This is a genomic window from Haemophilus sp. THUN1691 (genome assembly GCF_059704425.1).
In genome coordinates, this window is sequence record NZ_AP046578.1 from 40896 (window position 1) to 66408 (window position 25513).

Below are 25513 nucleotides of genomic sequence, written 5' to 3' on the forward strand. Positions count from 1 at the left end.
TTAATTAAGTTGGTTTAATGCACGATCACGTTTCCACTTTTCAGTGGTGTAAGTTTTAATTGTTAACGCGTGAATTTCGCCAGTAGTAAAATAAGCCATTAACGGAGCATAAATTGTTTGTTGTTGTTTTACGCGAGAAAGTGCGGCAATTTCATCACTCACGACAATCACGCCAAAATGCGCGTTTTCACCTTGAGCATAAACCTCTTCTACGTTTAGCTCATCTTTTAAAATTCGTTCAATTTCTTGAAGTTCCATCAGATTTCCGTTTAATTAAGATCTGTAAAATTTGCGATCCAATCAGACAAACCAACAAGATCTGCAAGGGTTAATAATTGTTTTGGTGGATAAACTAATCGCACTGTTTTGTTAAACTTTTGGCATTCTCGTAAAAAATCACAAAGAGCTGCAAAACCGGCTGAATCAATATGTTGAATACCAGACAAATCCCATTCAACAAGCGTTTTATCAAGCGCATTCGCTGATAAAAAAACGTCATGTTGCTGCCACATAGGCAACAACGTGTTGCGAGATAGCTCCCCCGACAAAAGGAGCGCTATCTTATCATCATTTTTCTTTAAATCCCAATTTAACATGGCAACAAGATTATTTGCTTAATGTTACAGGTTGGGCGGCTGATTTTTGTACTTGTGCAGTTAATGCATCAATGCCATGTTGACGTAAGATACCACTCCATTCTTGTTGTTTTGTTACAACCATGCTCACTCCCTCAGCAACCATGTCATAAGCTTGCCATTCGCCAGTTTTACTATTTTTACGCCATTTAAAATCTAATTTAATTGGCGCAGTTCCGTTAACTTGAATGATATTCACACGAATATTTACTAAGTTTTTATCGCCTAATGCTTTTTCTGGCTCGATTTGGATTTGTTGATTTGAATATGCTGTTAATACTTGTGCATAAGCTTGTTCAATAAAGTCACCAAAAGCTTTAAAGAATTTTTCACGTTGTTCAGGTGTAGTCGATTTGAAATGAGAACCTAGCACCAAAGAACCTGCATAATTGACTTGAACATAAGGCAGCAAATCATTACGAACGATAGTACGTAGATAATTTGGATTCTTTTTAATTTGGCTTTGATTTGCCTGAATATCAGAAAACAATTTATCTGACGCTTGTTGCATCAATACATAAGGGCTTGTTTCAGCCATAGCTGTACCAGCAGTAAAAAGTGCGGTAAATACTAAGGTTAAAATTGCAAACCATTTTTTCACTTGGAAAAATTTCATCATAAATCTCCTAAATAAATGTTAGTTGTTATTGTACTGTAGGCTCAGTCTTTTCACTGTTACCATCAGATTTTTTATCGCCGTAAAGGAATTGGCCGATTAAATCCTCCAACACCATAGCAGATTTTGTATCTTGAATTTGGCTACCCTCTTTAAGCATAGCCGATTCACCATCATCAAATCCCATTGTCAATGCAACATATTGCTCACCTAATAAGCCAGATGTCTTAATTGATAAAGAACTGTTTTCTGGGATTTCATTATATTCCTGATTAATTGCAATACTGACTTTTGGTAAATAGCTTTTTTCATCAAGCGTAATACCGCTCACACGCCCAATAACCACTCCACCAACTTTTAATGGTGCACGTACTTTTAGTCCACCAATATTATCAAAAGTTGCCGTCACAGTATAAGATTTCGTCTCACCAAAACCTTGTACGTTGGCTACGCGTAAACCTAAAAAAACTAAGGCGCCAATACCAAGTAATAAAAATAACCCGACCCAAAATTCATATTTAATTGTTTGTCTCATAAAAAATCCTTAACCTGCTCCAAACATAATAGCAGTCAAAATAAAATCTAATCCTAGAACAACAAGCGATGCATGCACAACTGTTCGTGTTGTAGCTTGGCTGATGCCTTCTGATGTTGGCATACAATCATAACCATTGAACAGCGCAATCCAAGTTACGGCTACAGCGAAGAAAACCGCTTTAATAAAGCCATTTAAAATATCATAGCTCCAACTCACCGAATTTTGCATAACAGACCAAAAGCTGCCTGAATCAACACCTTTCCAATCCACACCGACTAAGGAACCGCCCCAAATACCAATCGCGATAAACAAGATTGACAAAATTGGCATGGAAATAACTCCTGCCCAAAAACGAGGTGCAATCACTCGACGTAAAGGATCAACAGCCATCATTTCAAGACTAGAAAGTTGTTCAGTGGCTTTCATTAATCCTATTTCAGCCGTCAATGCAGAACCTGCTCGACCAGCAAATAAAAGTGCGGTAACAACAGGCCCTAATTCTCGTAAAAGAGAAAGCGCCACAAGCTGACCTAAACTTGTTTCAGCAGAAAAATCGACTAACACGACATAACCTTGTAGTCCTAATACCATTCCAATAAATAAACCGGACAACAAAATAATGAGTAACGATTGGACACCTAAAACATACATTTGCTTCACAAGCAAAGGAAAATGCTTACGAATTTGTGGCTTACCGATCAATGCGCCAAATAACATAAAGCCTGCTCGCCCCAATGCACGGAAAAAGTCAATCACCTGTTTTCCTAAAGCAGAAATAAAATTGACGATCATTCAAACAATTCCTTCACATAATCTTGCGCTGGGTACTTAAAGCGCACAGGACCATCAGATTCACCTTTTAAGAATTGCACCACGCGCGGATCTTGGCTTTGTAAAAGCTGCTCTGATGTTCCTTCTGCGATGATTTTTTGGTCTGCAATAATATAGGCATAATCTGCAATACTCAATACTTCCTCCACATCGTGTGACACTACGATAGAAGTCAAATTTAACGCTTCATTTAATCGTTTAATCAGGCTCAAAATTACGCCCATACTGATTGGATCTTGCCCCGTAAATGGCTCATCAAACATAATTAAATCAGGGTCAAGCGCAATAGCGCGTGCTAATGCAGCTCGACGAGCCATACCACCAGAAAGTTCTGAAGGCATCAATGCGGCAGCGCCTCGCAACCCAACAGCCTCCAATTTCATCAACACGATTTGACGAATTAAACTTTCAGGCAAATGCGTATGTTCACGAATTGGAAAGGCGACATTATCAAAAGTAGAAATATCCGTAAAAAGCGCACCTGATTGGAATAACATCCCCATCCGCTTGCGTACTTCGTACAGTTCACGATTAGATAGACGACAAATATCTTGCCCATCAAACAAAATTTCACCTTGTTCTGGTATTAGCTGCCCACCGATCAATTTAAGTAAGGTGGTTTTACCAATCCCAGACGGCCCCATGATCGCAGTGATTTTTCCCTTTTTTACTTGCAAATTCAGGTTATCGTAAATCACGCGATCACCGCGTTTAAAGGTGAGATTCTTAACTTCAATTAGATTTTGATTCATTAAAATCTCGTTTATAAATAAAAAGTGCGGTCGTTTTGACTAGCGTTTTTGTGAAAGGTTCATCTTACGACGAACAAACGCCATCATGCCGTGTAATACTAAAAACAACAATGATAAAGCATATAAAGGCATATTTCCCAACGCAGAATAAGGGGTTTTACCTTCCGCTGGTGCAATTTTATGCGTCAACGTTGTTTCAATAAACTGCGGTGCCTGCGCTAACACCTTACCTTGTGCATCAACAAAGACTGAAATCCCCGTATTCGTTGCACGAATAAGCGGTTTCCCCAATTCCAAAGCGCGCATTCTTGCCATCTGTAAATGTTGCCAAGGTCCAATCGAATCACCAAACCAGGCATCATTAGAAATTGTAAGCAAATAATCTGTATCTTGTTTCAAATTTTGCCGCACTTGTTCGCCAAAAATAATCTCGTAGCAAATTGCTGGCGAAAAAGCGCGTTTTTTTGCCATTAAAGATGGCTGAATCGCATCCCCGCTTTGAAATGCAGACATCGGCAAATTAAACACTGAATTAAGTGGTCGCAAAATACTTTCTAGTGGAACATATTCACCGAACGGCACGAGATGATGCTTACTATAACGATTTGATGTATCGGGCTGATAAGGAAAATCTGGGTTTCCAGCAGTCATAATAGAATTAAGCAATTTACCAGATTTCGTATCTTGGAATACGGTTCCAACCATTATCTCCGTTTTCGTTTCTTTAGCAGCACGATCTACCCCTTCAAAAAATGGGGTAATCGCATTTTCAAGAGTTGGCAACGCTGATTCTGGCAAAATAATTAAATCTGTTTTGCCAAGATTTTCTGCGATTAATTTTTGATAAATTTCCAAAGTAGAATAGAAATAAGCCGGATCCCATTTAAGATTTTGTTCAATATTTCCTTGAGCAAGCGTGACTGAAATTGCCTTATCCTCAACAGCTTTTACAAAGTGAATTCGGGATGAATAAGCACTTAATCCCCCCACGATGATCAATAACAAAAGATTCGCCAAGACTAATTTAAGATTTTTCGTTTTAAACAAAAATGAAACGAGATTAAAAATTACCGCACTTGCCCAAACGGTAAAGAACGTCAATCCTGTTACCCCAAAAATCGGGGCGATGCCATAAAATGGGCTGTCAATTTGTGTATAACCAAACTGAAGCCAAGGAAAACCGGTAAAAAGCCAACCTCGTAAAAATTCTGTAAATGTCCAAATCACGGCAAAAATTACCGCACTTTGAACTTGGAAACGCTGAACCAAATAAGTAAAGAGCATCGGGTATAGTGCAAGATAAGCCGCAAGTAAACCGACAAGGAAATAACTCACACCTAAAGACGCGCCACCAAATTGGTGAATACTGACATTAAGCCAACTTACTCCAAAGCAGAAAAATCCCATCGACCATAAAAACGTCGCTAAAAGTGCGGTGGATTTTTTAGGATTTTTAGCTACATAAAGTAAACCGAGTAAAGAAACATAGGCTAAAGGCCAATAATCAAATGGCGAAAAGGCAAAAACACCGACTAAACCAGATATAAGCGCAATAAGATAAGTAAAATATTTATTCATAAATTCAATTATATTTTGCACGCCCTTACGAGCGTCTTTTGTGTTGAAATTTGGAATTCCATTCCAAGTAAATAAAAAGCACGCGTTAGAAAACGCGCGCCATCATTGAGGACGATAAAATGCTATTCGGCTTTTTCTTCCACATCATCCATTTCTGCCAAATGTTCATCTGGCACAGTCACTCGAAGTTGAATCAATCGGCGACTATCTGCCGAGGTGACTTTAAATTGAAGATTGTTCAAAGTAATTTCTTCACCACGTTTTGGTAAATAACCAAAAGTTTGCATAATCAGCCCACCAATGGTATCCACTTCTTCATCATCAAAATCTGTATTAAATTGCGCATTAAAATCATCAATATCGGTGAGCGCACGCACAGCATAAGTATGACGAGAAAGCTGACGAATATCCGCAACTTCTTCTTCATCAAACTCATCTTCAATATCGCCAACAATTTGTTCCAAAATATCTTCAATGGTGACAAGACCTGATACTGCACCAAACTCATCTACCACAATGGCCATATGGAAACGCTCTGAGCGGAAATCTTTCAACATACGATCCACTCTTTTGCTTTCTGGCACAATCACGACGGGGCGCAATAATGAAGATAAATCAAACTCTTCCGCATCTTCTCGTAAAAATTTCAATAAATCTTTCGCATGCAAAATACCCACGATATTATCGCGATCATCCGCATCGGCAATCACAGGAAAACGAGAATGAGCGGATTCAATAATTGTGTTTAAACAAGTATTTAAATCTTGTTGATCTTCAATAAAAATAATTTGTGAACGAGGAATCATAATATCGCGAACGCGAAGTTCCGCGATTTCCATTACGCCTTCAATCATTTCACGCGTATTTTGATCAATTAAATCGTTTTGTTCTGAATCGCGGATCACTTCCACAAGTTCTTCACGATTTTTTAGTTCACCTTGAAAAAAGCGACCAAATAAAGATTGGAAAAAAGTTTTTTTCGTATTTTCAGATTGGTTTGAATTTTGCTGTTCGTCGTTCATATTGGTTTGTAGTTGATGTCTTATTGACGGCGAAAAAGTATCATATTTTGGAAAAAATCGCAAAAAGCGAAAAGGCGAAAATCAATAAAAATAACCGCACATTAGGTTTGAACCTAAAGTGCGGTTAATTTCATTAAGATTTTAGTTAGAACTCATAACGTACGCCAATATTGAAATTACGTCCTGGTGCGCTATAACGATCCGCATTGGCTGATGTAATAGCCATTGGAATGGTTGATGAAGGTCTTCCTTGATCTTGCGTTGCTTTACTTAGCAGGGCAAGATAAGAAATATCATTCCAATTCCAATATTTTTTATCAAACAAATTATTCACATTAGCTGTAAACATTAAGTTTTTGGTTGGTTTCCAGTAAGCTCCTAAATCAAATAAAGAATATCCACCTGTTGGGTTGTATAGATAAGCAGATGATTGTTCAATATCTTTGTCTGATTTACCTCGACTGTATGTCCATTGGATATTAGCCCCAAAAGATTCTCCTTCATAACCAAAACCTAATTTTGTTTTCATTGGCTGAATGCTATTTATTGGTGTTTTTATACCATTATTTTCGGCTTTACCACGTGAATAGGAAAGACCAGCAATAGTATAAAAATCATCATAAAAATTCCATTTCATATCGGCTGTGACACCATATACCTTAGCTTTATCAAGATTATCATATTGAATAAAGCTGGTGTAACCATTCGTTGGTTTAGCAACCCAATCAATAAAATTATGATATCGGTTGTAATAACCCGTCACTAAATAATTAATCTCTGATGTTTTACCTTTTACACCAACCTCAAAATTATCTGCCGTTTCTGATTTCAAATTTGGATTCCCTACTACTGCGACATTTACCGTTTGTGTACCACGCCCTGGAATAGGATAGATAATACTTTCAAAGAAATACGAGCTTAGCTGCTGTGTTGATGGCGTTCTAACACCACGGGAATATTGTAAATAAGGAATGAAATTATCGGACAAGCGATATTCCAAGCTAATTTTTGGCGTAAATTGGGTCTCGGATTGCTTACGAGCGTGCAATTCAGCAACTCGATCATTATTAGATATTGGTTTTACTCGATAATGTACAACCCCCAATTGTGGTGTAATAGCAAAGTTACCAAACGCCATTTCATCTTCTAAATAACCAGTAAACTTATCCTGTTGCATCTCTGCCATTGGATACATATTTGTAATTTGACGATAAGCTGGTCTGACAAGATGAATATCATCACTCGCCTTATTATGCACATAAGATAAACCATAGCGTAACACTTGAGGAATATTTCCATCAATTACTGAAATTAAATTACTTACGAGGCCATAGCTTTTATCACTAAATTTAGTATTTTCTTGACGATAGCTCCGCGTACCTAAACGATAACGATAGTTTTCAGTTTTGGCATCTTGATAAAAAACTTGTGTTTTTGCATATTGCAACCAGCCTTTTTCACTATTGTATTCGTGACTTAACGAAAAACGATCTCGAGTTACTTTATCCTGCGTATAGCCCGTGATCTGCGTTCCTGTACGCATATCAATGTTAGAATTATTGAAAGAAAGTAAATCTTTATTAATGTTCTTATGTTGATGTTCAAAAATAAAACCTAACTTATTCTTATCGTCTAGTTGATAGTAGTGCTTAGTTAATAGATAAGTATTTTTAGTATCCGTTGGATTTGGTGCTGTACGTGTTTCCCCCACACTATTATTTTTACCTTGGTTTTTAGTTTCATTCCCTTTCCGTTGAGTTAGCATTACCATGCCTTCATAATCTCCAGCTTTGACTGCGCCTCCAGCACTACCATAAACTGAACGATCAACACTGTTATAACCAGTTCCTACAACGCCACCAAAATGACGACCTTTTAATAAATCTGAAGGTTCTATCGTTGTAAAATTAACACTACCAGAAAGGCTATTAGCTGAACCAGCATAACGAACATCCGCACTACGTAAAGCACTTACATCAATGTAATCAGTACGACCAAATTCTGAACCATAAGAAATAAAATGTTTTGCTTCTTGCGCTTCTGGTAAAGGAATATCATCTATTGTTGTAGTGATTCGGTTAGCTTGTAAGCCTCGAATGTTTACACCTTCTCCGCCAGAGCGTGCACCTTGCAATTGACTGACATTAACATCCATTTTTCCTGCAAAAACATCTTTTACATCACGTGACTGTTTTAAGAAAATTTGTTGATAGCTTACCGATGTATTCACCAATGCATCGCTAATATTTGAATCACTCACAACAATTTCATTCAACTTTTCTTGCGGTGAGTTATGAGAAAGTGCAGCCTGTTCTTGAGCAAACACTATCGGAGATGTGCAAAAAAACGCTACTAATGTAGCAAGCTTTGTTTTTTTCATAAATAAACCTCAGATATAATTGATAAACATTATCAATTATATCTGAGTGTATTATTTTTTCAAAATTTCTTTATACTTAAATGATTGACATAACCTTATCGCTAACAAACCCGAACACAGTTAACCAGAGATCAATAAGAACTTAAACTCTGTCCATTGATAATATCGCTCGCCTGCTTTTTGAATACCGCCGTAATTTTGCCATTCAGGATGATTAGGCGTGTCGGGTAAACATTGGGTTTCTAGCGCTACGCCAGAAAAATCGGCATATTTACCACTATTTCTCGTTGGTGTGCCTGCAAGATAATTACCCGTATAAACCTGCAATGCGGCTTGCGAGGTTCTTACTTCTAAACTTAAATCACCAGTTGGAGAAGTCAGTAACACACAAGGCTTTTGCCAAGCTTTATTGACAATAAAGGAATGATCGTAACCTTTTGTTGCTTGCTGATCCCCTTGTAAAAAATCTTGTTTTATGGGTTTAGCAATACGGAAGTCAAAACTTGTATTCACTACGTGCTTTAATGGAGAATTAGGAATCCCCTCATTATCTACAGGCAGATAAAAATCAGCATTTAAACGTAATATATGTTCACGCACGTCACTGCCTTGTACTGCATTTTCTAAATTGAAATAGGCGTGATTCGTTAGGTTCAATGCAGTATCCTTATCACAGCTCCCTGCATATTCAATTTTTACGCTATTATCATCTGTTAGCGTATAGGTTACAGACACATCCACATTACCAGGAAAACCCTGATCGCCATCCTCTGAGTATAATGAAAAACACACAAAATTTTCACCGCACTTTTGGATGTTCCAACGGCGTTTATCAAAGCCCTCTCCACCATGAAGCTGGTGTTTACCTTGATTACTACTTAATTTAATAAGTTCGCCATTCAATTCAAATTGAGCATTTGCAATACGATTTGCATAACGCCCAACACTTGCACCTAAATAGCTTTGATGAGTGGGATAATTCTCTACCTTACAACCCAATAAAACCTCGCGTAATGTGTCATTTACTGGCACTTTACAAGAAAGCCAAGTTGCGCCCCAATCCATAAATTGAACACGCATCCCATTTTCATTTTGCAGTGTTACAAGCTGATAAGGTACACCATCAGGCGCATTAAAAGTGGTTTGATCTAACATCATTTTCTCTTAAATTACTCGAACACCTTGTGATGCTGTGCACACATAAAAAGTTTCTTTTAAACCAGTCGTTTTCTCGTAATTATCAGCAATAATTTTACGAACTGCATCGACTTTATCATGCGGCGCAAGTGCGACAATACAACCACCAAAACCGCCGCCCGTCATACGTGCACCGCCACTTTTGCCAATAACAAGTTGAGCCAATTCAACTAAATAATCAATTTGTGGCACGGTGATTTCAAAATCATCACGCATTGAATCATGAGATTCCCCCATTAACTCACCTAAACGGGTCAAATCATTTTTCTTCAATGCTTCTACTGCATCGAGCACTCGTTGATTTTCTGTTACGACATGACGAGCACGTTTTCCTGCTAATGGAGAAAGTGCGGTCAATTCTGCTTCTCTTTTTCGGAATTGTTCAACTGAAACATCACGCAACGCTTTTACTCCAAAAAATTTTGCTGCCTCTTCACATTGCTGACGGCGAGTATTGTATTCCCCCGTTACCAAATCGTGCGGTACGTTTGAATTCACAATAATCACGGCAACATCTTGTGGCACGGGTGTTGGAGTGGTTTCAAGACTACGACAATCGATCATCAGTAAGTGATTTTCCTGCCCAAGTGCCGAAATTAACTGATCCATATTGCCACAATTTGCGCCAACAAATTGGTTTTCCGCTTTTTGTCCATTCAAGGCAATATCCGTATGAGAAAGCGGTAAATCACCAAGTTGTTGGCAAAATTTACCCACCGAAACTTCTAACGCTGCAGATGAACTTAATCCAGAAGAAAGCGGCACATTTCCAGAAATCACTAAATTTGCACCTTGTTGAAAGTGCGGGTAACGTTCTTGGATAAATTTTACAACCCCACGCACATAATTAGCCCATTTGTGTTGACTCTTAGGAATTTCAACATTGAGAGAAAATTCATCAGTTTCATCAAGATCCGCCGCATAAACATTCCAAATATGATCATCTCGTTTTGTACCAGAAACGGCCGTACCAAAATTAATCGCACAAGGCATAACAAAGCCGTCGTTGTAGTCAGTATGTTCGCCGATGATATTGACTCGGCCAGGCGCATAGACGGTAATTTCTGGCAAAATTTTATACTGTATATTGAAAATTTGTTGAGCATTTTGGATTGGGGTCATATTTCTATCCTTTATATATTAAATCTGTACTCGATCTGCCCCCCTCTTTGCTAAAGAGGTGGCTGGCTATATTATTTAGTTCTTTCTTTATAATGAACTTCACTCAAAGCACGTAATCGCTCTGCAGCCTGTTCTGCCGTTAAATCGCGTTGGCTTTCGCCTAACATCTCATATCCCACCATAAATTTACGCACGGTTGCTGAGCGTAAAAGAGGAGGGTAAAAATGAGCATGTAGCTGCCAATGTTCGTTTTCTTCGCCATTAAATGGTGCAGCATGAAATCCCATTGAATATGGGAAAGAAGTCTCAAATAGGTTGTCGTATTTGGTCGTCAATTTTTTCAAAATAACAGCGAGATCTTTTGATTGTTCGTCACTTAATTCAGTTAAACGTTTTACATGAGTTTTCGGTAGAAGCAATGTTTCAAATGGCCAAACAGCCCAATAAGGCACCAAAGCTACCCAATATTCAGTTTCAACGACAATACGTTCTTTTAACTCCAGTTCTCGTTTCACATAATCAACTAGCATTACTGAACCATGTTTTAATAAATAATCACGTTGTGTACGATCTTCACGAGCAACTTCATTTGGCAAGAAACTATTCGCCCAAATTTGACCATGTGGATGTGGGTTCGAACAGCCCATTGCTGCCCCTTTGTTTTCAAAAATCTGCACCCATTGGTATTTCGCACCAAGTTCACGAAGTTGTTCCTGCCATACTTTAATCACTTCTTCAATCTCAAGTGCGGTCAATAATGGCAATGTTTTACTATGATCTGGAGAGAAACAAATAACGCGACTTTCGCCACGAGCTTGAGAACTCTGGAAAAGTGGATCTGAGGATTTTTCAGGGGCTGGCGTATCTTCTAAAAGCGCGGAAAAATCATTTTTAAACACATAAGGTTTACGATAATCTGGATTTAATTCACCTGTAATACGCTTATTACTCGGGCAAAGATAACAAGTTGGATCATAACTTGGTTTTTGTTCTTCATTCACTTTTTCTTGTTGCCCTTGCCATGGACGCTTAGCTCGATGTGGTGATACCAAAACCCATTGATCAATTAATGGATTATAGCGACGATGTGGATGCTCGGTTGGTTCAAAAATATCACTCATAATTGGCTCCCTTTTTAAATTGTAAACGGTTACATAAAAGACTGCACATAAGATAGCAAATTCAAAAAAATAAACCGTGATCAGTATCACATAATGGGAAAATCGCTGAAAGTTTTTTGTGATCTCGGTTACAAATCAGAAAGTAACCGCTTTCAATTTTATTTAGAAAGAACATAATAAGAAACGTGATTTCATTATGGAGAGCATTCTATGAGCACCATTCATGATGTAGCCGAATTAGCCCATGTATCTATTGCTACGGTTTCTCGTGTTGTAAATCAACATCCCTCAGTCAGTGAAGATACTCGCCTTACAGTAAAACAAGCAATTGAACAACTTAATTATCAGCCAAATGCAAATGCTAAAGCCCTTGCAATACAAAACACCGATACTATTGGTGTGGTTGTTACCGATGTAACAGACTCGTTTTTTGCTATTTTAGTAAAAGCCGTAGATAAAGTCGCAGAAGCACACCGTAAAACAATCTTGATTGGCATTGGTTATCACCATGCCGAGAAGGAACGTGAAGCTATTGATACTTTACTTCGCAAGCGTTGTAGTTGTTTAGTTGTGCATTCCAAAGCGTTATCCGACGATGAGCTTAGCCATTATTTGAAAACAGTACCAGGAATGGTGATTATCAACCGGGTGATTCAAGGCTATGAAAATCGTTGCGTAAGTTTAGATAATAAAAAAGGAACCTACTTAGCAACAGAAATGCTTATCCGTTGTGGCCATAAACATATTGCATATATTGGATCTAATCATGCTATTTTCGATGAAATTGAGCGTCGAGATGGTTATCTTACTGCATTAAAAGATCACAATTATCCAATTATGGAGCATGCCATAACGCACAATTCTCCAGATTTCGAAGGTGGTGAAAAAGCAATGATTGATTTGCTTAGTTATAACAAAGATCTTACTGCTGTGGTCGCTTATAACGATTCAATGGCTGCAGGAGCAATTTCAGTTCTCAATGAAAACAATATAAGTGTACCAAGCCAATTTTCAATCATTGGTTTTGACGATATGCCAATCGCTCGTTATTTAATACCAAAATTGACTACAATTCGCTATCCTATTGATTTAATGGCAACTTATGCAGCTAACCTTGCATTAAGCCTTGTCGATAATAATGTGAGAACGCCATCAACAATTCAATTTAATCCAACATTAGTACGCCGTTTTTCTGTGGAATCTATCTAAATTTGAAAATAAACGCACTCATAAAATGTGATGGCGATCACAAATCCGAATTTTTAATGTAATCGTTTTCATTTATGTGAGTTTGATCACAGATTCCAAGCAGATTATTCGCTAATATGGCATCAATTGCAGAATGTAATGCAATATTTATCTCTAACATCAACATTCCAAAATAGGAGCGTTATTATGAAAAAAACAGCAGTATTAAGTGCGATTGCTTTAGCTATCGGTTTAGGTGCAGCATCTTCTAGCTTCGCAGCAAGTAACAAAATTGGTGTAACTATTTACAAATACGATGACAACTTCATGTCTTTAATGCGTAAAGAAATTGATAAAGAAGCTAAAGCACTTGGTGGCATTAACTTATTAATGAATGACTCCCAAAATGCACAATCAATTCAAAATGACCAAGTTGATGTATTACTTTCCAAAGGTGTGAAAGCTCTTGCAATTAACTTAGTTGACCCAGCTGCAGCGCCAACTATTATTAGCAAAGCAAAACCAGATAACATTCCTGTTGTATTCTTTAATAAAGACCCAGGTGCTAAAGCTATCGGTTCTTATGAACACGCTTACTATGTAGGTACTGATCCAAAAGAATCTGGCTTAATTCAAGGGGATTTAATTGCAAAACAATGGAAAGCAAATCCAGCTCTAGACTTAAATAAAGATGGCAAAATCCAATTCGTATTATTAAAAGGTGAACCAGGTCACCCAGATGCTGAAGCACGTACAAAATTCGTAGTTGAAGAACTTAATGCGAAAGGTATCCAAACTGAACAATTATTTATTGATACCGGTATGTGGGATGCTGCAATGGCGAAAGATAAAGTAGATGCGTGGTTATCTAGCTCTAAAGCTAACGACATTGAAGTAATTATTTCTAACAACGACGGTATGGCATTAGGCGCATTAGAAGCGACCAAAGCACATGGTAAAAAACTCCCTATCTTCGGTGTGGATGCATTACCAGAAGCATTGCAACTCATCAAAAAAGGTGAACTTGCAGGTACTGTGTTAAACGATGGTGTGAACCAAGGTAAAGCAGTTGTTCAATTATCTAACAACTTAGCACAAGGCAAAGCAGCGACTGAAGGCACAAAATGGGAATTAAAAGATCGTGTTGTACGTATCCCTTATGTTGGTGTAGATAAAGACAACTTAGGCGACTTCTTAAAATAATTTCTCATCAATTTTTGTTGTAATCCAAGGGGAAGTTACCCTTCCCCTTTTTAACGAGGTTGGATATGACATCTCAAACTCAAAGTCAAGACAGCCAAGTGCTGCTCACAATGACCAATGTCTGCAAGTCCTTTCCAGGCGTAAAAGCCTTAGATAACGCAAACTTAACGGTTCGTTCACATTCTGTTCATGCTTTAATGGGTGAGAACGGCGCGGGCAAATCTACATTACTAAAATGCTTATTCGGCATTTATGCCAAAGATGAAGGCGAAATCCTTTTCTTAGGCCAACCCGTCAATTTTAAAACATCTAAAGAAGCCCTTGAGAATGGTATTTCAATGGTGCACCAAGAACTCAACCTCGTGCGCCAAACTAGCGTAATGGATAACTTGTGGCTTGGACGCTATCCACTTAAAGGACCTTTTGTCGATCACGCCAAAATGTACCGTGATACTAAAGCGATTTTTGATGAATTAGATATTGATGTGGATCCTAAAGAAAAAGTCGCCAAACTTTCAGTTTCTCAAATGCAGATGATCGAAATTGCGAAGGCGTTTTCATACAACGCTAAAATCGTAATTATGGATGAACCAACATCCTCGCTTTCTGAAAAAGAAGTTGAGCATCTGTTTAAAATTATCGACAAATTAAAACAACGCGGTTGCGGCATTATTTATATTTCTCACAAAATGGATGAAATCTTCAAAATCTGTGATGAAATTACTATTTTACGCGACGGTAAATGGATCAACACAGTAAACGTGAAAGAATCCAGCATGGAACAAATTGTCGGAATGATGGTAGGTCGTGAATTAACACAGCGTTTCCCTGAAAAAACAAACACGCCAAAAGAAGTAATTTTACAGGTGGAAAATCTTACCGCTAAAAATCAACCATCCATTCAAGATGTATCTTTTGAATTACGAAAAGGTGAAATTCTCGGTATCGCAGGCCTTGTGGGGGCTAAACGTACTGATATCGTTGAAGCTATTTTTGGCGTACGTGAATTAACCGAAGGAACTATCAAGTTACACGGAAAAACCGTGAAAAATCATACCGCACTTGAAGCGATTAATAATGGCTTTGCATTGGTAACTGAAGAGCGTCGTTCAACTGGTATTTACTCCAATTTAAGCATTGAATTTAACTCATTGATTTCAAATATGAAATCTTATCTCACGCCATGGAAATTACTTAGCACAAAGAAAATGAAAAGTGATACCCAGTGGGTAATTGATTCAATGAATGTTAAAACGCCATCACATAGAACAACAATTGGTTCTCTTTCTGGCGGTAACCAACAAAAGGTTATTATCGGTCGTTGGCTTTTAACTCAACCTGAAATTCTGATGCTTGATGAGCCGACTCGTGGTATCGACATCGGAGCAAAATTTGAAATTTACCAACTCATTCAAGAACTCGCTAAAAAAGATAAAGGCATTATTATGATTTCATCAGAAATGCCTGAATTACTAGGTGTAACTGACCGCATTTTAGTGATGAGTAACGGTAAATTGGCGGGTATTGTAGAAACTGCAAAAACTTCACAAGAAGAAATCTTACAACTCGCTGCGAAATATTTATAAAGATAAAAGGAACAAATCATGAGTGCCTTACAAAAAAACAAATCCTTTGATTTATTAAAACAAAATGCGATTTATTTTGTCTTGCTGATTTTGCTCGGCATTATTATTGCGCAAGATCCAACCTTTTTAAATTTAATCAACTTCAGTAACATCTTAACCCAATCTTCTGTGCGCTTAATTATTGCTCTCGGGGTTGCCGGATTGTTGATTACACAAGGGACTGACTTATCTGCTGGTCGCCAAGTTGGTTTGGCTGCGGTTATCTCTGCAACCATGTTGCAATCAATGGAAAATATGAACCGCGTATTCCCTGAAATGGGTGAAATTCCAATTCCTGTGGTAATTCTTGCAGTTTGTGCTATCGGTGCTGTAATTGGTTTAGTGAATGGTTTAGTTATTGCTTACTTAAATGTAACGCCATTCATCGCAACCATGGGCACCATGATCATCGTATATGGTTTCAACTCACTATACTATGATGCAGTAGGTGGTTCGCCAATCGCAGGTTTTAGCGAAAACTTCTCAACATTCGCGCAAGGATTCTTCCGAATTGGTAGTTTTAAACTTTCCTACATCACAATCTATGCAGCTATCGCAGCATTATTAGTGTGGATTATGTGGAACAAAACTCGTTTCGGTAAAAACGTATTTGCTATCGGAGGTAACCCAGAAGCTGCGAAAGTATCTGGTGTAAACGTTGCACGTAACTTAGTTGTCATCTACATGATTGCAGGTATGTTCTATGCCTTTGGTGGTATGCTCGAAGCTGGTCGTATCGGTTCTGCAACTAACAACCTAGGTTTCATGTATGAATTAGATGCTATCGCCGCTTGCGTAGTCGGTGGTGTATCCTTCGCAGGTGGTGTAGGTACCGTCATTGGTGTAATCACTGGTGTTATCATCTTTACAGTTATCAACTACGGTTTAACTTACATCGGTGTAAACCCTTACTGGCAATACATCATCAAAGGTAGCATTATTATTCTAGCGGTAGCTATCGACTCATTAAAATACGCGAAGAAAAAATAATACGAATAATCTCTATAAAGATAACAAAAAAGTGGGCATGCTTGCCCACTTTTGTTTTATATACTCAATTCAACGTGAATTCATAACCTCACAAACGATATTTATGCAATAATCATCAAACCCTGTATAATTGCGCCACCATTTTTATAGAGAGATAATCATGCAAATTAACTTTACACAAGTATTGCAAGACAGTTGGAACTTCTTCCGTAATCAACAAAAAATCATGCTGCAATTTGTCGCAATTTTATTTATTGTGCAAAGCGCGAGTGCACTTTTAAGCTTTCCAGTTAATGATGAAAATAAAAATGATGTATTAAATCTCGCCAATACAGATATCACTGGTTTTATCTTTTCAGTTGCAATCACTCAAATTTTAACGAGCTTTATTGCAGCTTGGGGATTAACCTCTATCCATAAAATTAGCTTACAAAATTACCGCACTTTAGGTGAAACCTTCTCACTTAGCGTGCGCCGTTTTGCAGGTGTAATTCTGTTAGATCTGTTAATGGTTGCACCAATGTTACTTGGTCTTAGTGAAGCATTTGCTGCATTACTCACAAAAAAATCGCCTTCCATTATGTCACTTATTGCGATGATTGTTGGCGTTTGGTTCTTCGTCCGTTTAAATTTGACGGCAGTACATTATCTTTCTACTCAAGATACACTTTCGCAAACTATCCGAAAAATCTGGATGCGAGGAAATACTCGAAAAGGCGTATTGTTTATTTATACTCTACTGGTTTATTTTCTCGTGCCAGTCCTCATTTTCCAATTAAGCGCATTTTCCAATAATGCTGTGTTTGATATGGTGATAGGCATTTTCACCGCATTACTTAATATTTTTATGCTAGTAGTGACTTATCGTTTCTACAGCTTATTTATGAAGGATTAATCAATATGAAACAACTCCTTGACTTCATTCCTTTAATTTTATTTTTTGTCACTTACAAACTCGGTGGTGTACGTGAAGCAGCCATCGTATTAGTAGTCGCAACAATTTTGCAGATCGTGATTTTAAAATGGAAATACGGAACCGTTGAAAAACAACAAAAAATCATGGCAAGTGCGGTCGTTTTTTTTGGACTTTTAACTGCTTACTTTAATGAGATCCGCTATTTGCAATGGAAAGTGACAATTATCAATGCCTTGTTTGCCATTGTTTTGCTCGTCGCACAATTTCAATTTAAAACTCCATTAATCAAAAAATTACTTGGGAAAGAGCTACAACTGCCGGAAAAGGCTTGGAATACACTTAACCTCGGCTGGGCAGTATTCTTTATTATTTGTATGTTGGTGAATATTTATATCAGCCATAATATGTCGGAAGAAGCTTGGGTTGATTTCAAATCTTTCGGAATTATTGGTATGACGGTGATTGCAACGATTATTTCAGGTGCTTATATCTATCGCTATTTACCTAAAGATGATTCAAATTCAAAAGATGGAGAAAAATAATGTCTTCCAATTTTACTGATAAAAATGGCCGCCATTCCAAAGGGATTCTATTACTACGAACCTTAGCAATGCCTTCTGATACCAATGCTAACGGAGATATTTTCGGCGGTTGGATCATGTCTCAAATGGATATGGGGGGTGCGATTTTAGCAAAAGAAATCGCACATGGGCGCGTAGTTACCGTTGCGGTTGAAAGCATGAATTTCATCAAACCAATCTCTGTGGGCGATGTGGTCTGTTGCTACGGTCAATGTTTAAAAGTGGGACGTTCTTCCATTAAAATCAAAGTAGAAGTATGGGTGAAAAAAGTGGCAAGTGAGCCAATTGGTGAACGTTATTGCGTGACTGATGCGGTATTTACTTTCGTTGCGGTAGATAATAATGGTCGCTCGCGCATGATTCCTCGTGAAAACAACCACGAATTAGAAAAAGCATTAGCCTCAATTGCAGAGTTTGAGGCTGAACAAAACGCTTGTTAATAGAAGGAAATAATGATGTTCTATGTGATTTTTACTAAAGATATTCCAAATACATTAGAAAAACGTCTTGCGGTACGCGAGCAACACTTAGCTCGTTTAAAACAGCTTCAAGCAGAAAACCGTTTACTTACAGCTGGTCCCAATCCAGCTATTGACGATGAAAATCCTGGAGAGGCAGGTTTTACTGGTTCAACCGTCATTGCACAATTCGCAAATTTACAAGCAGCAAAAGACTGGGCGGCGCAAGATCCTTATGTAGAAGCTGGCGTATATGGTGATGTTATTGTAAAACCATTTAAAAAAGTATTTTAGCCCTCCTCAATTCTAATAAGCTAATATGAAAAAAGTCGCTTTAATTTCTTTCTGTATTTTGACCGCACTTTCTGCTTTTGCCGATACACCTAACACGGCAATAGCATCCATCAATCTTGAGCAAGAAAAACAAAACTGGGCGTCAATACAGCATCAAGACTACTTAAAACGTTTAAAACAACGTGAAACCTTTTTACAGGTTGAAGGTTTGCTAAAAAGTGCGGTAAAAAACCAGCAATTTTCTGAAGCGACTCAAAACATCACAAAAACCTTAATAGATTCATTGCAAGGCTACCCTTTGCAATATGATTTGCTAGCACGCTTTTGGGAGACAAAAATCGTCTTTTTAAAAAGTGATGACATTCAGGGCAAACAACAAGCAATAAATGAACTCAATGCATTAGTGCAACAAAATTACCCTTTTGTAACGCCAGTATTTCAAACCTTATTACAAAAACTATCCACGTTAGAGGAACAAAAAACCTCAGCAACGTCGGATAATGCTAAAGAAAATAACACGAATCAAAAAGAACAAAATCAAGTAGAAAATCCTAAACAGCTTGCTGAGATTATAAAGAACAGTAATCCTAGCACTTTAGATAAAAGTGTATTAATCGATGCTTTTCCTCGTTATCTAAAAACACTATCGGAACAAATAGAGAATCCAAATTTTGAGCTCTATCAGCAATGGGGTGATACTTGGCAACTCTCAGAAGATGAAATCAAACAGTGGAAAATAGCCTTTTTAAATCGTTTTTTTGATAATGAAAACACTGATTTTCAGAAATGGCGTGATGAACAAATCCGACAATTAAAAACTGATAATCTAACCGAACGCCGTTTACGAATGGCAATTTGGCAGAAGACCGACCTTTCTCTGTGGCTTAATTCACTTACAACTGAAGGAAAAGCAAAACAAGAATGGCGTTATTGGGAAGCCAAACAAGACATATCAAAAAATATAGAAAAACTAACCGCACTTTCAAAAGAGCGGGGGTTCTATCCAATGTTAGCTGCTGCACAATTAAAGCAAGCATATAAAGTCGATTTTCCAGTAGCACCAAGTTTTACCGTAGAAGAACAACTTCCTTTCGAGCAAGTTTTTGCCATGATTCGAGAGCTGAGAGAACTTGGACGAAATGGTTTAGCAAAACAACGTTGGCGAATTTTACTTGATAATGCTGATTTCACAACTCAGCTAAAACTTGCAGAATATGCTGAAAACCAACAATGGTTTGAATTAGCTGTTGATGCTTCTATTGTTGCAAAAGCGTGGGATTACCTGACCCTTCGTCTGCCAAATGCTTATTCAGAATACTTCAATGCAGCATTACAGAATTTAAATATCAGCAAAACTTTTGCTATGGCAATCGCCCGTCAAGAAAGTGCTTGGAATCCAATGGCACAATCTTCTGCAAATGCGCGGGGCTTAATGCAACTTCTGCCAAGCACGGCAAAATTGACTGTAGAGAATAATCAACTACCTTATCAAGGCGAACAAGATTTATTCAAACCATTGAATAATATTTTACTAGGTACCGCACATCTTAATGAACTCAATGGAAAATATCCTAATAATCGAATATTGATTGCAGCCGCTTACAATGCAGGGGCAAATCGAGTAGAAAAATGGTTAAGTCGTGCTAATGGAAAATTAGCATTAGACGAATTTGTGGCATCTATTCCTTTTTACGAAACTCGTGGTTATGTGCAAAATGTAGTCACTTATGACTTTTACTATCAAATTTTACAAAATCAAGAAAACCCACAAATCTTTAGCCAAGAAGAATTGAATCGGCTATACTAAACGCACTAGTTTAATAGTGTGGAATGGGAGCGTAATTATGTATATCAGCCGCAATTTAGAACAATGGAATGCATTTCTTCAAATGCTAAAAATTGCCTTTGAAGAAAATAAAGCACAGGAGTTTCTAACCTTATTATTAACGGCAGACGAACGGGATGCGGTGGGATTACGCTTACAGATTGTCTCTCAGCTGATTGATAAAAATATGCCTCAGCGTGAAATTCAACAAAATCTGAATACAAGTGCTGCCACAATCACTCGAGGTTCCAATATGATTAAAACGATGGATCCTGATTTTATGCAATGGATGAAACAACATCTTGATCTCATTGAAAAAAACTAAGCGAATTTTTACCGCACTTTCTCACTTATTTAGTCCTAAATGGTGGAAAAAAAACTGGCAGCGAGTTGTCTTTCGTTTTTTTTTCGCCGTTTTTGCTTTGTTGCTGATTTTTCGCTTTGTACCTATTCCATTTTCCGCTTATATGGTACAACAAAAAATCGCTAATCTTTTACAAGGCGATTTTCGATATCAAATCCAATATAACTGGGTCAGCCTAGAAAATATCTCCCAAAATATTCAATTAGCTGTGATTTCATCAGAAGATCAGCGTTTTCCTGAACATTTCGGATTTGATTTTGAGGCTATCCAACGAGCAATTCGGTATAACGAAAAATCTAAAAAAGGAATCCGAGGAGCATCAACCATTTCCCAGCAAACCGCTAAAAACTTAATGCTTTGGCACGGACAAAATTGGCTACGAAAAGGTTTAGAAGTTCCAGCAACTATGCTACTCGAGCTGACTTGGTCAAAAAAACGTATTTTAGAAGTGTATTTAAATATTGCAGAATTTGGGAATGGCATTTTTGGTGTGGAAGCGGCAAGTCGCTATTACTTTAAAAAATCAGCTAAAAATTTATCTCAAAATGAAGCCGCACTTTTAGCTGCTGTGTTGCCCAATCCAATCATTTATAAAGTAAATAAGCCAAGCTTATTAGTTCGTAAAAAACAAACTTGGATTTTGAGACAAATGGGAAATTTAGGTACTGAATACTTGAGCCATTTATAAAAAACCCCAATCGAATTTCTAAAGTAAAACAAACTAAAAAATATTTACTTGATACACAAAATAAAAAAACGAGTTTTAAACTCGTTTTTTTATTTATAGCATTTTTATTACAGGTTTATTACCGCAAATAATACCCAAACAGTATAAATTGTGGCTAAACCATAAAAGATAAATCCACCAGCTGGCACATGCACTTTAAGATCGTGCATACCGTGGTGAATACGGTGTAAACCACACCACATTGGGAAAATGGTTAAAACTAAGATAACTAATTTTCCGATCCAAGAATAAGCGAATGTAATTAAGTTATGTGGATCAATTAATCCGAATGGTAACAATAAACCAAGGATCAAGATTACCACAGGGAAGAAAATCGCACTGACAGTCCCGCCAGCACCAAACATCAACCATACTGGTGGTTCACCAGAGCGTTTTGGATTTTGTTCGACCATTTTTTTCTCTCCCTACATATAAACTAAAATTAATGCGATAACACTAATCACAGCTGTAACTGCCCAAAGTGCATTTCTTAACACGTGATGTGGTAAACGCTCATTTTTAACAATGATGTTCATCACTTTTGGGGTCATCACGAAATAAGTTGCAGTGTGATACAAAGTCGCAATTAATGTGATGATATTTAAGAACACCACAATTGGATTTCTTAAGAAGCCAATGAAATCAACAATACCTAAGCCAGGTACAGGATTGCTTGCAAGGCAAAGTACGCCATAAAGCAATACAATGCAGAACCATACAGCAAAGATAGAGGTTGCTTCGCGCACCATATATGCTTTGTAGAAATCCAATTTTTGCCACCAAGTAGCCGTCATTGAGCGAACATATTTTTTGCGTTTACTTACTGTTACTGACATATTCTTCCCCTTAGCCTTTTGGTTTTAGCATTGAGATAACATAATCTTTGGCACTTTCCACTTTGCCTTGGTTGATTGCTGAAGCTGGATCCACGTGTTTTGGACACACTTCAGAACAATAACCCACAAAAGTACAGCTCCAAACACCGTTTTTACCATTTAATAATGGCATACGTTGTGCTTTACCATGGTCACGGTTATCAAGGTTGTAACGGTGCGCCATTGTAATTGCTGCAGGGCCTAAGAATTCAGGGTTTAAACCAAATTGCGGACAAGCGGCATAGCATAAGCCACAGTTGATACACATTGAGAATTGACGATATTTTTCAAGCTGTGCTGGGGTTTGTTTAGTACGGCTTACTTGCAATTCTTTCGATGGATGTGGTTTACCATCTAATGCTGGCGCTTCGTTGCCAATAATGTAAGGTTTAATTGCTTCTAAACTTTCGATGAAGTGGCTTAAATCAACCACTAAGTCGCGTTCAATAGGGAAGTTTGCTAATGGTTCAATACGCATATAGCCGCTGTAATCACGTAAGAACGTTTTACAAGCCAATTTTGGTTTGTTATTGACCATCATCCCACAAGAACCGCAGATTGCCATACGGCAAGACCAACGATAAGAAAGAGACGGTTCAAGTTTATCTTTAATGTAACCTAACGCATCTAAAAGAGAGCTTTGGTTATCATAAGGTACTTGATAAGAGCTTAAATGTGGCTCTTGATCGTTTTCTGGGTTGTAGCGTAATACTTCTACAGTCATTACCGGTGAATTAGCCATTTGCTTGCTCCTTAGCTTTCGCAGCCGCTTCTGCCGCTTCTGCTTCAGCACCATAAACACGTTTTGCTGGTTGAGATTTAGTGATTTTCACCGGACTGTATTCAATACGCGGTGCATCATCGCCATTGTAGTAAGCAAGGGTGTGTTTTAAATAATTCACATCATCACGTTCAGTGTAGTCTAAGCGTTGGTGTGCACCACGAGACTCTTTACGTTCAATTGCAGAGTTGGCAATAGATTGTGCCACATCAAGGATGTAACCTAATTCTACAGTGTAAAGCACATCGGTATTGAATACGCTTGAACGGTCTGCAACACGAATACGTTTATAACGTTCTTTAAGCTCAGCAATTTTATCTACTGCTTTTTGCATGCTTTCTTGGTCACGGTAGATACCACAACCTTCTTCCATCACAGTACCCATTTCGTCACGGATTTCAGACCAAGACTCATTACCTTCTTGGTTATAAAGTGCTTCAAGGCGAGCCACAACATCTTGAGCTTGTGCATCAACTGCTGCACGGTTTGCAGGTTGTGCTTCTGCTGCACGTTGTGCTGCATATTCACCTGCAACACGGCCTAAAACCACTAATTCTGCAAGCGAGTTAGAACCTAAACGGTTTGCGCCATGTAAACCAGAAGACGCACATTCACCCACAGCAAATAAACCTTTAATGCGAGTTTCGCTGTTGAAATCCACTTCGATACCCCCCATGGTGTAGTGAACAACCGGGCGAACTGGAATTGGTTCATTAACTGGGTTTACACCTTCATAAGCACTTGCTAATTCACAAATGAATGGAAGACGTTCATGTAAATATTTTTCACCTAAGTGACGTAAGTCAAGGTGAACCACATCAACACCTTTTGCAGTTTTTAAGGTGTTGCCTTTTTTCCATTCTTGCCAGAATGCTTGTGAAACTTTATCACGTGGACCAAGTTCCATATATTTGTTTTCAGGTTTACCGATTGGGGTTTCAGGGCCTAGACCATAATCTTGTAAATAACGGTAGCCGTTTTTATTCACTAAGATACCGCCTTCACCACGACAACCTTCAGTCATTAAGATACCGGTGTTTGGTAAGCCGGTTGGGTGATATTGGACGAATTCCATATCACGAAGAGGAACACCGTGACGATATGCCATTGATAAACCATCACCAGTTACGATACCGCCGTTGGTGTTGAATTTAAATGCACGACAACCACCACCAGTTGCAATTACAACCGCATTTGCGTTGATTTGAACAAGTGAGCCTTCCATCATATTCATCGCAACCATACCGCGAGCATGACCATCATCAACTAAGATGTCTAAAACGAAGTGCTCGTCAAAGCGTTGAATTTGTGGATATTGAATGGATGTTTGGAAAAGAGTATGTAATAAGTGGAAACCAGTTTTATCTGCCGCGAACCAAGTACGCTCGATTTTCATCCCACCGAAACGACGCACGTTCACATCGCCATCTGCTTTACGGCTCCAAGGGCAACCCCAACGTTCAAGTTGAGTCATTTCCACTGGAGAATGTTCAACGAAGTATTCCACCACATCTTGTTCACATAACCAGTCACCACCGGCAACGGTATCGTGGAAGTGTTTATCGTAGGAATCTTCCTCTTTAATTACTGCGGCCGCACCACCTTCTGCTGCAACCGTATGGCTACGCATAGGATAAACCTTAGAAACTAATGCGATCTTTAAGTTAGGGTTTGCTTCTGCTGCTGCAATTGCTGCACGTAAACCGCCGCCACCAGCGCCAACAATCGCAATATCGACATTAACTGTTTGCACGATATCCTCCAATAAATGTAGAAAGTAAAAAATAGAAATCACCCTAAAAGGGTAATCTAGTGAGTTCATTCTGCCATTTTTTGTTACAAATTAATAACGTTTTTTATGCAGGGTAAGAGGAAAAGGATGATTTTGTGATCT

The 25513-nt window shown here is 38.1% G+C and carries 27 protein-coding genes; 11 read left to right on the forward strand and 16 right to left on the reverse strand.

Annotated features, from left to right (window positions below; genetic code table 11):
* The 12 genes from AC6H0J_RS00210 to galT form a co-directional block, all read right to left on the reverse strand.
* Positions 1-258 (reverse strand): BolA family protein, encoded by a 258-nt coding sequence (locus tag AC6H0J_RS00210; protein ID WP_497512674.1) that lies wholly within the window; start codon positions 256-258, stop codon positions 1-3.
* An 11-nt stretch (positions 259-269) separates the two neighbouring features.
* On the reverse strand, positions 270-596 hold the full coding sequence (locus AC6H0J_RS00215) for an STAS domain-containing protein (protein WP_497512675.1): 327 nt from the start codon (positions 594-596) through the stop codon (positions 270-272).
* Between the two features lie 10 nt (positions 597-606).
* A complete protein-coding gene (mlaC, locus tag AC6H0J_RS00220; RefSeq protein WP_497513573.1) occupies positions 607-1251 on the reverse strand; it encodes a phospholipid-binding protein MlaC in 645 nt (214 codons plus the stop codon).
* 28 nt (positions 1252-1279) lie between these two features.
* Entirely contained in the window at positions 1280-1786 is a 507-nt protein-coding gene (gene mlaD / locus AC6H0J_RS00225) for an outer membrane lipid asymmetry maintenance protein MlaD (RefSeq protein WP_497512676.1), read from the reverse strand.
* A gap of 9 nt (positions 1787-1795) precedes the next feature.
* Complete coding sequence (gene mlaE / locus AC6H0J_RS00230) at positions 1796-2581, reverse strand: lipid asymmetry maintenance ABC transporter permease subunit MlaE (protein WP_497512677.1); 786 nt, start codon at positions 2579-2581, stop codon at positions 1796-1798.
* Positions 2578-3372 (reverse strand): phospholipid ABC transporter ATP-binding protein MlaF, encoded by a 795-nt coding sequence (gene mlaF, locus AC6H0J_RS00235; RefSeq protein ID WP_497512678.1) that lies wholly within the window; start codon positions 3370-3372, stop codon positions 2578-2580. Before mlaF ends, mlaE begins: the two co-directional genes overlap by 4 nt.
* Before the next feature lie 39 nt (positions 3373-3411).
* Positions 3412-4950 (reverse strand): apolipoprotein N-acyltransferase, encoded by a 1539-nt coding sequence (gene lnt, locus AC6H0J_RS00240; protein ID WP_497512679.1) that lies wholly within the window; start codon positions 4948-4950, stop codon positions 3412-3414.
* Positions 4951-5072: 122 nt separating this feature from the next.
* Positions 5073-5972, reverse strand: coding sequence for a CNNM family magnesium/cobalt transport protein CorC (gene corC, locus AC6H0J_RS00245; RefSeq protein WP_005641108.1), 900 nt, complete (start codon positions 5970-5972; stop codon positions 5073-5075).
* 145 nt (positions 5973-6117) lie between these two features.
* On the reverse strand, positions 6118-8352 hold the full coding sequence (locus tag AC6H0J_RS00250; RefSeq protein WP_497512680.1) for a TonB-dependent receptor domain-containing protein: 2235 nt from the start codon (positions 8350-8352) through the stop codon (positions 6118-6120).
* 120 nt (positions 8353-8472) lie between these two features.
* Complete coding sequence (galM, locus tag AC6H0J_RS00255; protein ID WP_497512681.1) at positions 8473-9507, reverse strand: galactose-1-epimerase; 1035 nt, start codon at positions 9505-9507, stop codon at positions 8473-8475.
* 9 nt (positions 9508-9516) lie between these two features.
* Positions 9517-10671, reverse strand: a complete 1155-nt coding sequence (gene galK / locus AC6H0J_RS00260) for a galactokinase (RefSeq protein WP_497512682.1) — start codon at positions 10669-10671, stop codon at positions 9517-9519.
* A gap of 71 nt (positions 10672-10742) precedes the next feature.
* Positions 10743-11792 (reverse strand): galactose-1-phosphate uridylyltransferase, encoded by a 1050-nt coding sequence (gene galT, locus AC6H0J_RS00265; protein WP_497512683.1) that lies wholly within the window; start codon positions 11790-11792, stop codon positions 10743-10745.
* 210 nt (positions 11793-12002) lie between these two features.
* On the opposite strand from galT, the gene AC6H0J_RS00270 reads away from it, so the two are divergent.
* The 11 genes from AC6H0J_RS00270 (at position 12003) to mtgA (ending at position 21924) form a co-directional block, all read left to right on the forward strand.
* Positions 12003-13001, forward strand: coding sequence for a substrate-binding domain-containing protein (locus tag AC6H0J_RS00270; protein ID WP_497512684.1), 999 nt, complete (start codon positions 12003-12005; stop codon positions 12999-13001).
* A gap of 186 nt (positions 13002-13187) precedes the next feature.
* Complete coding sequence (gene mglB, locus AC6H0J_RS00275) at positions 13188-14183, forward strand: galactose/glucose ABC transporter substrate-binding protein MglB (RefSeq protein ID WP_497512685.1); 996 nt, start codon at positions 13188-13190, stop codon at positions 14181-14183.
* 65 nt (positions 14184-14248) lie between these two features.
* The gene (gene mglA / locus AC6H0J_RS00280) at positions 14249-15769 is read left to right on the forward strand and encodes a galactose/methyl galactoside ABC transporter ATP-binding protein MglA (RefSeq protein WP_005633425.1); all 1521 of its coding nucleotides are present in this window, start codon (positions 14249-14251) and stop codon (positions 15767-15769) included.
* 18 nt (positions 15770-15787) lie between these two features.
* Positions 15788-16798, forward strand: a complete 1011-nt coding sequence (gene mglC, locus AC6H0J_RS00285) for a galactose/methyl galactoside ABC transporter permease MglC (RefSeq protein ID WP_005628313.1) — start codon at positions 15788-15790, stop codon at positions 16796-16798.
* A 160-nt stretch (positions 16799-16958) separates the two neighbouring features.
* Positions 16959-17693 carry a hypothetical protein gene (locus AC6H0J_RS00290; protein ID WP_497512686.1) on the forward strand — a complete coding sequence of 245 codons (735 nt, stop codon included), beginning with the start codon at positions 16959-16961 and terminating at the stop codon, positions 17691-17693.
* A gap of 5 nt (positions 17694-17698) precedes the next feature.
* The gene (locus tag AC6H0J_RS00295) at positions 17699-18256 is read left to right on the forward strand and encodes a septation protein A (protein WP_005636812.1); all 558 of its coding nucleotides are present in this window, start codon (positions 17699-17701) and stop codon (positions 18254-18256) included.
* Positions 18256-18735, forward strand: a complete 480-nt coding sequence (gene yciA / locus AC6H0J_RS00300; protein WP_114892557.1) for an acyl-CoA thioester hydrolase YciA — start codon at positions 18256-18258, stop codon at positions 18733-18735. Before AC6H0J_RS00295 ends, yciA begins: the two co-directional genes overlap by 1 nt.
* Before the next feature lie 15 nt (positions 18736-18750).
* On the forward strand, positions 18751-19047 hold the full coding sequence (locus tag AC6H0J_RS00305) for a YciI family protein (RefSeq protein WP_497512687.1): 297 nt from the start codon (positions 18751-18753) through the stop codon (positions 19045-19047).
* A gap of 25 nt (positions 19048-19072) precedes the next feature.
* The gene (locus AC6H0J_RS00310) at positions 19073-20854 is read left to right on the forward strand and encodes a transglycosylase SLT domain-containing protein (protein ID WP_497512688.1); all 1782 of its coding nucleotides are present in this window, start codon (positions 19073-19075) and stop codon (positions 20852-20854) included.
* Positions 20855-20891: 37 nt separating this feature from the next.
* Positions 20892-21197, forward strand: a complete 306-nt coding sequence (trpR, locus tag AC6H0J_RS00315) for a trp operon repressor (RefSeq protein ID WP_005629736.1) — start codon at positions 20892-20894, stop codon at positions 21195-21197.
* On the forward strand, positions 21184-21924 hold the full coding sequence (gene mtgA / locus AC6H0J_RS00320; protein WP_118817121.1) for a monofunctional biosynthetic peptidoglycan transglycosylase: 741 nt from the start codon (positions 21184-21186) through the stop codon (positions 21922-21924). The genes trpR and mtgA overlap by 14 nt, the downstream gene beginning before the upstream one ends.
* 107 nt (positions 21925-22031) lie before the next feature.
* Here the strand turns inward: mtgA and frdD are convergent, their stop codons facing one another.
* From frdD to frdA, 4 genes are read right to left on the reverse strand one after another with little or no spacing between them, the layout of a single operon-like run.
* The gene (frdD, locus tag AC6H0J_RS00325) at positions 22032-22376 is read right to left on the reverse strand and encodes a fumarate reductase subunit FrdD (protein WP_005628980.1); all 345 of its coding nucleotides are present in this window, start codon (positions 22374-22376) and stop codon (positions 22032-22034) included.
* A gap of 12 nt (positions 22377-22388) precedes the next feature.
* The gene (frdC, locus tag AC6H0J_RS00330) at positions 22389-22799 is read right to left on the reverse strand and encodes a fumarate reductase subunit FrdC (protein ID WP_005628979.1); all 411 of its coding nucleotides are present in this window, start codon (positions 22797-22799) and stop codon (positions 22389-22391) included.
* Positions 22800-22809: 10 nt separating this feature from the next.
* Positions 22810-23580, reverse strand: a complete 771-nt coding sequence (locus tag AC6H0J_RS00335) for a succinate dehydrogenase/fumarate reductase iron-sulfur subunit (protein WP_118817122.1) — start codon at positions 23578-23580, stop codon at positions 22810-22812.
* A complete protein-coding gene (frdA, locus tag AC6H0J_RS00340; protein ID WP_032825757.1) occupies positions 23573-25372 on the reverse strand; it encodes a fumarate reductase (quinol) flavoprotein subunit in 1800 nt (599 codons plus the stop codon). The genes AC6H0J_RS00335 and frdA overlap by 8 nt, the downstream gene beginning before the upstream one ends.
* Positions 25373-25513: the final 141 nt, after the last annotated feature.